This window comes from Moraxella caviae (assembly GCF_002014985.1).
In the GTDB taxonomy this organism is placed as follows: Bacteria; Pseudomonadota; Gammaproteobacteria; order Pseudomonadales; family Moraxellaceae; genus Moraxella; species Moraxella caviae.
Map to the genome: position 1 here is coordinate 1 of NZ_MUXU01000034.1, position 13,182 is coordinate 13,182.

The 13,182-nt window shown below is 48.3% G+C and carries 8 protein-coding genes; 1 reads left to right on the forward strand and 7 read right to left on the reverse strand.

Features of this window, described 5'->3' with window-relative positions; genetic code table 11:
• The 5 genes from B0181_RS05060 to B0181_RS05080 form a co-directional block, all read right to left on the reverse strand.
• Window positions 1-395 (reverse strand): IS1595 family transposase (locus B0181_RS05060; RefSeq protein WP_143821569.1); only part of this gene is annotated, 395 nt, incomplete at its 3' end.
• A gap of 126 nt (window positions 396-521) precedes the next feature.
• Complete coding sequence (locus B0181_RS05065) at window positions 522-1,886, reverse strand: NAD(P)H-dependent glycerol-3-phosphate dehydrogenase (RefSeq protein WP_078276427.1); 1,365 nt, start codon at window positions 1,884-1,886, stop codon at window positions 522-524.
• A gap of 280 nt (window positions 1,887-2,166) precedes the next feature.
• Entirely contained in the window at window positions 2,167-2,736 is a 570-nt protein-coding gene (locus B0181_RS05070; RefSeq protein ID WP_078276428.1) for a nitroreductase family protein, read from the reverse strand.
• Between the two features lie 238 nt (window positions 2,737-2,974).
• Window positions 2,975-4,072, reverse strand: coding sequence for a cell division protein ZapE (gene zapE / locus B0181_RS05075; protein WP_078276429.1), 1,098 nt, complete (start codon window positions 4,070-4,072; stop codon window positions 2,975-2,977).
• A 121-nt stretch (window positions 4,073-4,193) separates the two neighbouring features.
• Window positions 4,194-4,862, reverse strand: a complete 669-nt coding sequence (locus B0181_RS05080; protein ID WP_078276430.1) for an alpha/beta hydrolase — start codon at window positions 4,860-4,862, stop codon at window positions 4,194-4,196.
• A 394-nt stretch (window positions 4,863-5,256) separates the two neighbouring features.
• Here B0181_RS05080 and B0181_RS05090 point away from each other — a divergent pair, with 394 nt between their 5' ends.
• Window positions 5,257-6,357 (forward strand): sulfate ABC transporter substrate-binding protein, encoded by a 1,101-nt coding sequence (locus B0181_RS05090; RefSeq protein WP_078276432.1) that lies wholly within the window; start codon window positions 5,257-5,259, stop codon window positions 6,355-6,357.
• A 321-nt stretch (window positions 6,358-6,678) separates the two neighbouring features.
• On the opposite strand, the gene recD is transcribed toward B0181_RS05090, so the two are convergent.
• Complete coding sequence (gene recD, locus B0181_RS05095; RefSeq protein ID WP_078276433.1) at window positions 6,679-8,829, reverse strand: exodeoxyribonuclease V subunit alpha; 2,151 nt, start codon at window positions 8,827-8,829, stop codon at window positions 6,679-6,681.
• 77 nt (window positions 8,830-8,906) lie between these two features.
• The gene (locus tag B0181_RS05100; protein ID WP_078276434.1) at window positions 8,907-13,133 is read right to left on the reverse strand and encodes a UvrD-helicase domain-containing protein; all 4,227 of its coding nucleotides are present in this window, start codon (window positions 13,131-13,133) and stop codon (window positions 8,907-8,909) included.
• Between the last annotated feature and the right edge of the window lie 49 nt (window positions 13,134-13,182).

Below are 13,182 nucleotides of genomic sequence, written 5' to 3' on the forward strand. Positions count from 1 at the left end.
TCTGTGTAGACAATGCTATCAGGCTTGATTTTACTTGTGATAATTGGCATTAGTGTATTTGTCTTAGTATCTTTAACAACAACAGTGTAAACTTTATCATTGCGTTTTAATAAACCAAATACAGCAGTTTTACCAGCTGCACCACGACCACGCTTACCTTTACGAATACCACCAAAATAACTTTCATCAAGTTCAACTTCACCATCAAAGAGATTGTTGGCTTCAAGAGCTAAGTGGTATTCTATCACAAGGCGGATTTTGTGGTAAAAAAGGGCTGCTGAATTAGGGTGAATACCCAGTAAATCAGCTGCACTTCTAGCAGTAACTTCGAGTACAAAAAATTCAAGCAGTCTTTTTTGAACTTTTTTACTTAGTTTACAATGGGTTATCTTCATAAAACTAGTATAACATGGTTGTTATTCTAGTACAGCCCCATAAATTATCTAAAATAAATTGCTGACGGGTGATTTGCCGTCCGCCAAAGGGTAAATTTAACTTGATAAATACCACTGGTTTACTGTTTAAGCGTCATTCTTTGATTTAATGCCATCGCTTGATGCAACGTCATCGTTTGATTTATCGGTATCGTCAGCGTCTTTTGGCTTGGCGTCAGCACTGGATTTTAAAACAGCACTAAATTCTTGGCTGAGTTTTTCGTTGCTTTTATCGTGCGGCATGACAAATTCTACATCGCTGCGAAACCCTGTTTCCATCAAGTTTAACGCCACGCCAAGTGCCGCCTTATCTTCGTACAGCACCGCGTGCAAGGCGTGCGTGATGGGCATATAAATACCAAGCGCGGTGGCTTTTTCATGCACTTGCAAGATGGTGTTCACCCCTTCGGCGGTTTGTCCAAGTTTTTTGATGGCGGTTTCTAGTGCCATGCCCTTGCCCAGCATATTGCCAATGCGGTAATTGCGGCTTAGCACCGAATTACAGGTGGCGTACAAATCGCCCACGCCAGACAAGCCTAAGAAAGTCAAAGGATTTGCGCCCACCGCCACGCCAAAACGGCTCATCTCCGCCAAGGCGCGCGTGAGCAGCATGGCTTTGGTATTATCGCCCACATTATAAGCGGCTGCCATGCCCATGGCGATGGCGTAGATGTTTTTGAGTGCACCGCCCAGCTCCACGCCCTTGACGTCATCGGATGCAAAAACACGGAAAAACGCACCGTGCAAGGCTTCTTGTACCGCTGTGCGCAAAAGTGGCGATGGCGAAGCGATGACACTTGCCGATGGCATGCCGTCCATGATTTCCACCGCCAAATTTGGGCCGCTCATCACGCCATAATTGACTTCAGGCAGTTCGTCTTTGATGATGTCGCTCATCAGTGCAAAGGTGTCTTTTTCCATGCCTTTGGTGAGCGATACCACCGCTTGATGAGTGATGAAAGGCTTGATTTGTGCCAGCATTTCACGAAATGCCGAGCTTGGCACCGCCACAAAAATCACGTCTTTATCGCTGACTGCGCTTTGTAAGTCGTGGCTGAATTTTAGGCGTTCGTCCAGTTTGTAATTTGGTAGGTATTTTTTATTGACGCGGCTTTTTTGCATGGCTTTGACCGTGCGTTTGTCGCGCACCCACAATGTCGCATCGCAGCCGTTTCTGGCGGCTAGATTTGCCATGGCAGTGCCAAAGCTGCCACCGCCCAAAAACACCAAACGTAGCGGCGTTTCGGCAGGTTTGTCGTTTTGTGTGGTTTTGGTGAGTTCGTCAAGACTGGCTTTTTTGCGCTTAAAGCCTGCCAACTGCGCCAAGCTGCCAATCAGCGACGTGTTTTCAATCCCAGAATCTTTGATGGCGCGTGCCGCATCATCAATGCTGTGCGTGGCGGCTTCTACGATTTTTTGAATCTTGGGATTTGTTGGCTTGGAAAATTTCATGCGTCATTGCTCGGTTGTTGCGCTTTGCTGGGCTTGATTGTATGGTTAAAAACAATACAAATAAAATGCCATTATAGCACAAAAACAAGCCAGAAAGACAAGCTAAAACGCACCTGAAAAATCGTGCGCCAAAAAATAAAAGCGCACCCACGCTTAAAATAGCATGAATACGCTTTAAAATCAGCAAATTTGCCCTGCTAAATTTGTGCTGTTAAATTCACTTGATAAATTTAACGCTCAAACCGTGGCAAATGACAAAAAGTTGTCAAAAGTGGCTCAATCACACTTTATAAATAAAGTCGTCCACTTTTACCGCTTCACGTTCTGGCATTTCAACTTTGCTTGAGCCGACATAAATAAAGCCGCACACCGCATCGTCATTACCCACGTTCAAAAACTTTCTTACTTCAGGCGTGTTTGCCAATGGGCCTGTGCGCCAGATGGTGTGATAGCCCATAGATTCTAGCGCCAAAATCAAGTTTTGTGCTGCTGCGCCTGCGCTAAGCAGTTGCTCAAATGGCGGCACTTTTTCGTGTGGCGTGAATTTGGTGGCAACGGTGATAATCATCGGTGCGCGCAGTGGCATTTCACGGTTCTTTTTGTTGGTGGCGGCGTCCAGTTTTTCGCCCTTTTGCTCAGCTTGCGCTTTGGCGGCATTTTCCAGCACCTTGCCAAAATCTTTTAGTGTTTTGCCTTTTAGGATTGAAAATTGCCAAGGCTTAAGCTGCTTGTGGTCTGGCGCTGCCAACGCGGCTTGTAGAGCGGCTTTGACTTCTGCGTCTTTTGGTGCTGGCGTAATCAATTTGCCAAAGCTGCGGCGGTTTTGAATGGTTTCTAAAACGGCGTTCATACGTTTTCCTTAGCAATAAAAACCAGAATTTTTGCTGGTTTGTCAATCTGTTTAATTTGTTGTCAGATGATACTGGCTTATTGGCAATGGCGTAAACCACCACCAAACTGGGCGCGCCCTAGCGCATCGCCAAACGTCATCTGAAATTTAGGTTTGCTATTATACCAAAGCAAGCACAAAAGTTTGTAATTTTCGGTAACAGTTGTTTGGCGGTTGTTTAACAACTATTCAAAACACATCAATCCAAGCGATGTTCTTGCGCCAAATAATCTTCCGACTGCATTTCTAGCAGGCGTGAACGGGTGCGCTCAATCTCAAACGCCAATTTTTCGCCCTGATACAACTCCAAAATAGATTGCTCAGCACGCACCAGCAGCTTGACACGGCGGTCATAAAATTCGTCCACCAGATAAATAAAACGGCGCGTTGGATCCATCAAAGTGTCGTTGAGCGCTGGCACATTATCCACCATCACCGTGCTAAAATCATTGGCGATGGCGATAAAATCACTGGCGGCACGCGGCTGCATACACAGCGCACGAAAATCGGCATACAGCATGGTTTCGGTGCGGCTGATGATGTCAATCGCACGCCCTGCCACGTCAATCGGCTCATGGCTCACCGTCTGCGCGCCTGCCAAAGTCGCAAAACGCTCCGCCAGCCAGCTGTCCGTTTCGCTGCTTAATGGATAAGAATACAGCTTGGCTTGTTTTAATAAACGCAAACGATAATCAATACCAGCGTCAATATTCATCACAGTGGTATTTGCTTCCACTTGGGCGATGGCAGGCAAAAAGCGATTGCGATGAATGCCGTTTTTGTACAAGCCCGCTGGCTCAATGTTTGATGTGGCAACCAGCGTAATGTCGCGCGCAAACAGCATGGTAAACAAATCGCCCAAAATCATCGCATCTGACACATTGGACACAAAAAATTCATCGAAGCAAATCACATTGGCTTCGGCATGAATGATGTCCGCCACTTTTTCTAGCGGATCGGTCTGCCCTTGTAGCTTGACAAGCTCGCTATGCACACGCTGCATAAAATGATGAAAGTGCATACGCATTTTGCGCTTGATAGGCAAGCTGTCATAAAACATATCCATCAGCCACGTCTTGCCGCGCCCCACGCCGCCCCACATGTACAAACCCTTTGGCATGCTGCTTTTTGCACCAAACAATCCAGCCAGCCAGCCTTTTTTGCCGCCATCTTGCTTGATGATTTCGTGGTGCAAATTGTCCAGATAAGTTACCGCAGCCAGCTGCACAGAATCTTCGCTAAAATCACCTGTCGCCAAGGCGGCACGATAACGCTCAAGTGGGGTTTGTATGCTCATGGGTCGTCCTTTTAAGTGTTGTTAATTTTAAAGTTTGCGTAAGTTGCTGTTATTTATCGTAAAATTTGTCGTACGAATTTCTCGTAAAAATATATCGCAAAATTTTACCACAATCGCACCATCAAAGCGGCTTTTCGGTGTGCGCCATCAAGGCTTGCTTAAGTTCGGTCAATTTGCCATGAAAAAAATGCCCCACATCTGGCATGACGGTCGTGGCAATCTGGCGCGCTTTGGCAAAATCCGCCATCACGCTTGGGCGAACCAGCTCGTCTTGATCGCCATAAATCATAAAGGTGTTTGGCGATGTGATGTCAAGCGTGCTTGTGTCGTTGCGTTCAACGGACGGCGCAACCAATGCCAAATGCTGCAGTGTCAAGCCTTGCATGCCGCCATCATTGCTGGCGTTTTTGGCAGCGTTAAGCCAATCCGCCACTCGGCACGCCACAAAGCCACCAAAAGAAAAACCGCCCAACCAAAGCTGTCTTGCCTGCGTCTGAGTGGTAAGCCACGCCAGCACCGTGCGCGCGTCAATAAATTCGCCATCACCATATTCAGATACGCCTGTGGAATTGCCCACGCCCCGAAAATTAAAGCGTGCCACGTCCATGCCTGCGTCTCGGCAGTAGCGAAACATGGTGCTGACGACTTTATTATTCATCGTGCCGCCTGCTGGGTTTGGGTGGCAAATCAGCGCAAGTGAATCAGCCTGCGTACGCTCGCCATCTTGTAAGATAAATTCCACTTCCAATTTGCCCGCAGGTGCGTCAATAAGTACGATGTCGTTTTTCATAAATTTGGGAAATTTTAATTTTTAAGCGTGTTTTAATTTTGTAAATTTATTGGCGTGCTTGGCATGACGGTAATGAGTGAAATTCACCAAAATGGACAACCTTTCACCCAAAACAGGCGCGCCAAAACAAGCAATTCTTGGCATTATAGCACATCTTGCGCCATTTGTCGGTACAGCGCAAATCCCAAAAATCACGAAACTTGCCCATCAAACGCCTGCGATATTCCAAAATCGCACATCTAAATACGTTTTTGGCGTTGGTTTTTTGCGCGTGTATCTTTTAAAGTAGCAACCACGATAACCGCAGCAATCAAGCGACAGCGGTTTTACGCTTTACAAATTGACCTGCAAAAGCAGCATTTTAAAATTGATAGTAAAAATATTGGGAGTTGCCATGACAACTTTTGCTAAATTCGGCTCTAAATTCAGTCGCCCTACCGCCTTATTTGGTGTGGTATTGGCAGGCGCATTGACGCTAAGCGCGTGCAGCAATAACGCTGGCAATGACGCACAAAACCAAGCAAACACTGGGGCAAATGCTGGAACAAGCGGCAACGTGGAGCTGCTCAACGTGTCTTATGACGTGGCGCGCGATTATTATAAAGACTACAATCCTTTGTTCATCGAGCATTATAAGACCGTCAATCCTGACGCAAACATCACCATTAAGCAGTCGCACGGCGGCTCAAGCAAGCAGGCTTTGTCGGTGAAAAATGGCTTGGCGGCAGACGTAGTTACTATGAATCAAGGCTCTGACGTGGAGCTGCTGGCGGACGCTCAGCTGGTGGACAGCAACTGGCGCAGCGCTTTTGCTAATAACGCCATTCCTTTTACCAGCACGGTGGTGTTTTTGGTGCGTGATGGCAATCCAAAAGGCGTGAAAGACTGGACAGATTTGGCAACGCAAGGCAAAGAAATCGTCATCGCCAACCCAAAAACCACAGGCAACGGCCGCTACGCCTTTTTGGGTGCGTACGGCTATGCGCTGCACAGTTTTAATAATGACGAAGCCAAAGCCCAAGAATTCACCAAATCTTTGCTAAAAAACGTGGTCGTCTTTGAAAACGGTGGGCGCGCCGCCACGACAACCTTTGCGCAGCGTGGCATTGGCGATGTGCTGATCACCTTTGAAAACGAAGCCAACGTCATCAAAAATAAATTTGGCAACGTAGAAATCATCTACCCAAGCTACACCGTCAATGCCGAAAACCCTGTGGCGGTGGTGAATGCGGTGAGCGATAAAAAAGGCACGACCGACATCGCCAAAGAATACCTAAATTATCTGTACAGTGATGCTGGACAAAACTTGGCGGTGCAGTATTATTTGCGCCCAAGCAATGCCGAAATTTTGGCGGCAAATCGTGAGAAGTTCCCTGAAATGGCGACTTTCTTTCCTAATGACGTCTTTGGCGACTGGGCTTCCATCATGAAAACCTACTTCAGCGAAGGCGGTATTTATGACAAATTGGCGGTAGAAGCCACAGCAAATAAATAAGCACACAGCCTAAAAGAAAAGAGCGGAGCAATTCGCTCTTTTTTGTTGGACGGCGGTTAGAGTTGGTGTGTTTTTGGGTGGTTTGTGGGTTTGTAAGTTAGACCAGCGACAGCACAGCCCAATATTTCAAAATGCAAATTTCCATTGCAAATGCTGGGTTTTGTAAGTTTGGTTCAGTCTATGTACTAATGGGCGATTTCATGGTTTGGGATTTCTTAAACCTAATAAGCTGCAAATCATTATTGTGTTGCAATTCGCATTTGGCAACTTCTTCAAGTTGTTCTATTTGGATACCTGCATGCTTTAATTGGCTTGGCAACATCACCCCACCCTTGGCAGCGCAAGTCCTGTCAGGCGTACGGTTGGTTGGCTTAAAGACTGGCGTAAGGCGCTGTCGGTGCTGTAAATGCGCACGCCCGTTTTGGCGCGTGTTACGGCGGTGTAAAGCAGTTCTTGCGACAGCAGGCGTGCATTGGTATCATCAAAAACAATCGCCACCGTACCAAATTCTGAGCCTTGCGATTTGTGCGTGGTGATGGCATAAGCGGTCTTGACGGTGTCGCCAGATAAGAGCGCACTGCGTACGCACAGCACGTCATCGCCCACAAAATACACGCCCAGCCCACGCCCATCGTACAGACAAATCCCCACATCGCCATTATATAAGCCTAAATCGTAGCGGTTGGTTTGCACCATCACCACGCGCCCATGATACCAAGGCGAAGTGCTTGGGCGAGTGTTTAAAAATTCACGATGGCAGCGCGCCAAATAAGCGTTAATCAGCTCATCACCAAAATCTGTGCCGTGCGCCGCCGTCAAAATGCGGTGCTGATTGAGCGTATCGGTAAGCGCGCGCACCGCTTCGTATTGCTCATCTTGCGATAAATGGCGAAATTGCGCCAACAGCTTGCCCGTTTGTTTAAAATAATCGGTATAAGACTCGCTCAGCTGCTTGTAAAATTTATCTTTACTGGCAGCATCCAGCGGCGTGTGCGCAAAGGACGTAAAATGCAGCTCAGGCTCACTTGCCAACAACTCAAGCGCTTGGACGAATTTTTGCTCGCCATCACCTTTGTCATTGATAAGACGTGCCAACTTACCCACGCCAGAGCCATCATCAAAGCGTCTTGACTGGATAAGATTGGTGCGGTTGTCAGTCAGTGCGTCCAGTTGGCATAAATCCGCCAGCACCGCGCCTGCTTCCACCGCTGCCAGCTGATTGGCATCGCCAAGCAAAATCAGCCGCGCGCCTGTCTTGATGGCGGCAAACAGCTGCTCGGCAAGCGCCACACCCAGCATGGAAACTTCATCAATAATCACCACATCATAGCCAAGCGGCGCACGCTCGTCATAGCGTGGCTTACCGTGCTTGCCAATGCCCAAAAGGCGATGAATGGTTTTCGGCTCTGGCAAATCAAATTCTGCTGTGGGTAAGGCAGCTTGCAAAGATTCACTCATGCGCTGAGCCGCCTTGCCTGTGGGTGCAGCAAGTGCCAACGACAAATCAGGATTGCTTTGGTGCAGTGCCAGCACAATTTGCGCCACCGTAAAAGTCTTGCCCGTACCGGGACCGCCTGTGATGATACTAAACGCCTGCTTTGCCACCATGCGCACGGCAGCACGTTGCTCGGCATTAAGTACAGACGGTAAATTCTGCGCATCAAACTCGCCAACCTGCGCCTGCTTAATGCGCCAAACGTGCGCCAAAAGCTGTCTTTCGGCTTGCCAAGTGCGCGCTTCCCAAAAATGCAGCACATCGCCCAAACGCTGATATTTAAGCGGTGCGGTGCGTTTTATCGTGCCAAAATTTGCCAAATTTGCTGTATCGTCAATTTCACGGCTATCCGCCCCACCAAAATCTGCCGTGCCAAAAAACGGATTATCCACAAGCAAAGCGCAAAACTCATCAAAGCCATCGTGCGCACCAACGGTAGGGATTTTATGGCGCAAAAAATAGTAAGTACGCAGTAATAACAAAAGCAGTGCTTCGTCATCATCAAGCTGAACAGCCTTGTCAGCCGTACCTAGATTTTGGGCGAATAAGCGAAATCGTGCGCACGCCTGCTTGGTATAACGCTCCAAATCCTGCGGCGCACAACTATCCATGCCTGCCAAAATCTGAGCATAAAAGTCATGCTCGCCAAGCGCACTGCCAAAAAAACGCTCACCAAAATAAGTAAAAATCGGCAACAGCAAAGCCGCGCGCCAGCCTGTCAGTTGCCAGTTGGTGTCAGTGTTTGGCGCGGGTTTGTCATCGTGAGTAGGCTTTGCTTGCAAAACAGTCTTATCGTTTGCCGATAAGCTAAACAACGTATGCCCTTCACCAAGGGCTTGCGTGCAGGCGAACTGTACGGCATAAAACAGCTGAATTTGCGCTTTTTGGGGTTTGTGCGCAGTGGCAACCGCTTGATACCAATCGGCATGAGTGTTCATGCGTCTTATCAAATATTGACTGATGGCGTGAGTGTTCATAAACGTATCTTTTTTAAGTTTTTCTTAATAATTTAATGGCTTGCGCTGGTGATTTTGCACAGGCTTGATTGCCAAAGTTAATCAAATAACTCGTCCAACGCCAAAACCAGCGGCAGTGGCACTTGCCATACCAGCCGCCCAAACTGCGATTGCGTTTTGGTTTCAGGCGATTTTTTGAGTTCTGCGCTGTTGTTATTCAGATTGTCGTTATTCAAGCCGTTATCCAAACCACTACCCAAACCACTATCTAAGCCACGCAAAAACACATATTCCACCGCGCCCAAATAGCGTGCTTCATTGCCCACATAATCCTTGATACGCAGGCGCAACAAGCGGTGCAGCGCCACTTGATAAATTGCCGCTTGCAGCCAATAGCCCGCCTTGTCCATCGCTTCTGTCAGCGCATCTTGCTGATAATCTTGCGGCGTGCTGCCCAAAAAATTGGACTTATAATCCACCACATAAAACTTGCCTGCGCACTCGTACAGCAAGTCAATCTCCCCACTTAAATGACGATACCACGCAGGCGTGCCAGCGTCCACATCATCAAGGCGCACAGGGCGATCGCTATGCGCTTCAAAGGCGGCGTTTAGCCCAGCAATGCTGAAATTTTTGCCAAGTCCTAATAAAAATTTCATCTCACGCGCACTGTTTTGGGCGTTTAGCTTGGCAAGCACCGCCCCAGAAGCGGCAAATTCACCCCAAGCTGTCGCCATAATCCAAGCAATCAGTGCTTTGTGCATAGAATCATCAACGCCAAAATCAGGCGCACTGCCCTTGCCCATCAAGGTTTGCGCTTGGGCTTTTTGGCTGAGCAATTCTACTGGCAAATTCAGCGTGCGCACCGTTCTGTCAATGGTTTGGCTGACGTGTTTTTCATCGCCAAAGTCTGCCGATTCTAGCACTTGGTGTAAAAACGTGCCGATGTTTGCCCCGCGCGGCAAGCGATAACGAATGTCATCAGTTGGCACAGGCGCAGGCAAATCTTGCTCGCCAAGTGCTGCGATGTCATCATAATCAGGCGTGCTCGCCAAATGCACGGCGCTGTTTTGGCTGGTGTTTTGGGCGTGTGCGTGGTGCGCATTGAGTGCGGTGAAACTTGTTTTTTGTGCGCCATAAAACGACTGTACAGGCAAAACCTGCGCCCAGTCGGCATAGGCGATGGGCAAGGCGTTTAAGCTGGTTTGCTGATAAGCCGCCTTGCACAGTGGCGTATCATCGTCAAGCACAATCCAGTCCATTACGTCCGCCAAACGCTCAGGCAAAGCCAGCTCTTTTTGCGCACTTTCCAGCCATAAAAACAGCGCACGCTTATCAAGGCTCTCATTTTTGGCGGCATCACAGCCCACCACAAAGGTCTGCTCACTGGCTCTGGTGAGTGCCACATAGCCTAATCTGCGCTCTTCGTCCACGCTTTCGGCATCGTTGAGATTTTTGTAGAAATCCTTAACAATCTGCTGGTTATTGTCGATTTTATCAGGCGTTGGCGAAATGCGTCTGGTGAAATTTTCATCGCTATAAGGATAAAAATTTTCCCGATTAAGCATGGGTTTTTTATCCAAACCAAAAACGTACACGATGGGAAATTCTAAGCCTTTTGAGCCATGAATGGTCATCAAATTCACGCCCAGCTCGCTTGGCAGGGGGCGACGCAAATATTGCTCTGGCGTATCGGACGCCGCTTGAGCGATTTGCTCGTCAAACCAAGCCAAAAGCCGCACTTCGCTTGGCATGGACTGCGCACTGATGATTTCGGTGAGTTGCCATAAATCCGCCACATAACGCTCGCCATGCGTAGCAGTCGTCAGCCACAGGCTTTCTTGCTCTTCTGGTGCAGCGTTTGTGGGCGTTTGACGCAAAGGATTTGTCATCAAGGCGAAATTAAGCGCATTTGCCACACCAAAGCGTTGCCAGCGTTCACGCACTTTTTGCAAATAGCTTAGCACTTGCACCCAAGCGTCTGGATTTATGCTTGAATTTAAATTTGCGCTTGAATGTGCGTTTGAATTTTGCTCGTCCGTCTGCGATTTTGGCGTTTTTTCATCTTGGGCAAGCTGCATTGCCGCCACATCATCAAGCGTCAAACCAAACAAGCCAGAAGTCAAAAGGCTGCTCACCGTATCAGCTGCACCATCAAGGCACGCCAATAAAAGCGTGCGCACGTCATCGGCAGCTGGCGTATGAAAAACGCTGCTTTCTTTGGCGGCGGCAGACGGAATGTTCAGCCAATCCAGCGCGTCTTTCATCTGCGCCAAATCCGTGCGTGAGCGTGCCAAAAACGCCAAATCCTGCGGTAAAATTTGCCGCGCGTTTGCGCCATCTTGAATGCGGTGTCCGTCTTGCAGCAAGCTGTTCATGTGCATGGCAATCAGCTCGTGTTCGCTGTACTCTGCCTGCTTGTCGTACTTGATGTTTAGCACTGCCAAAGGTGATGTGCCAAGCGCTGCGCCTGTGGTCTCGCCTGTTTGCCAAGACAGCCTTTTGTCGGTGTTGTGCGCGGTGATTGGCTGATAAAAAATGTTCGTGCCAAGATAGGCGTGATTATGATGCTCTGACGCACCACTGTTGGCAAACCATTCATTCAGCGCATGAATCAGCGCAGCATTTGAGCGGCGATTGACCGTCAAAGTTAAGTCTTGATTGATTAAGTTTTTCTTAATAATATTCCCAGAATTTTCGGTCAGATTTTCACCAAAACCGCCATCCCTATCATTGCCAAAATCGCCATCATCACGCACTGTTTGCTTGGTGCTGCCGAGCGCTTTCATGGCGTTATAATTGGTTACATCGCCACCACGAAAGCGGTAAATTGCTTGTTTTGGGTCGCCAACCAACAATAAAAATCCACGCGTTTTGCCGTTTTTGGCGTCCATTTTTAAGGCGTTCAAATACACTTCTTGAATGAGCGTAACCTGCGCACCATTGACGTCCTGCGCTTCATCAATCAAGGCGACAGGATATTGATGGCGTATGTGGCGTGCGATGTTTGGGTTGGTTTTTAGTGCTTGATTTAGCCTATCTATTTGCAGGCTGAATGTGGTTTTGCCAAGCGTTTCTAGCACTGCGCCAAGTTTTTGTTGTACCAGCACAGCAAGTTTTTGATATAAAGACTGCTGATAAGCTGTGCGAATGTGCGTCAATGATTGGCAAGCGTTCACCAAGCGCACAAGCACATCCATCACCGTTTCAAACCGTGCCTTATCAGCGTCTTTTGCACCCTTTTTAAAGGCGGTTTCACTGTTAAGTTTTCCTTCATTATAGGTCTTGATAAGATTGGCAAGCCATTTGTTCTGCGCTTCGTTGGTGTGATTGGTGAATGCCGCGCCATGCTCGCCCATGAGCGACAACACCGCAGGCAGCTCGTGCAAGGATTTTTGCCATGTGGCACGCTGGGCAACACCCAAAGTTTTTAGGCTTTCAATATCAAAAAAATCCGCCACGCTGGATAAATCCGCCTTCGCCACATCGCCAAAAGCCGCCTGCGCCTGCAGTACGTCTTCATCGTTTGGCACGCTGATGTCGTCAATCGGCACGCCAAAAAACTGCAGCGGCAAGCTGATGGCGCTTTCGGCAGCGTCTACGTCTTGCAAGACTTTTAAATCGTCCTTTAACAGCGCATATAAATTCGGCTGGCTGAGCAGGCGTGAATGCTCGGCACGCAGCTCATCATGTAAAATGGCACGCACTACATCGCGCGTTTGATTGGTGATTTCGGTTTCGCTTTTATGCCCGATTTCAGCGGCAAATTCTCGCAGCCACTTTTGCGCTAGGCTATCAAGCGTACCAATGAACAGCTTGTCCAGCGTGGCAAGTAAAAGCTGCGCGCGTGATTTGGCAAGCTCTGGCGCACGCGGCTCAGCACTGGTGAGCAGCACGCCCAGCAAATGCCGATTGATGGGGTCATCGCTGTCAGCAATGCCTGCGGTTTTGGCAGCTTGGCAAATTTCGTCCAAAATGGCGTCAAGTTTGGCTTGCTTGTCGTCATCATTGTTAAGTTTTTCTAATAAAAACCACTCAGGATTTTCGCCACGCATCAGCACCAGCCACGACACATAGCGGTAAAAATTGGCAAGGCGTGCGTGAATGCGTTCTTGCATTTCTGCCGCCGCCGCCTTGGTAAACGTGGTGGCGATGATTTGCTCTGGCGCATACTTTTCTTCTATCAATAAGCGCAGCAAAATCCCTGTCAGCGTCCATGTCTTACCTGTGCCAGCGGACGCTTCTATCAAATAGCCGCCCTTAAGCGAACACGCCAAAGCTGGCGGCAAGTTTTGAGCAATTTGTGTGTTTGGTGATGTTGTCATGTTATTGATTGACTGTATAAATGGTGGTTAAATTTTGCGTAGTTTATTG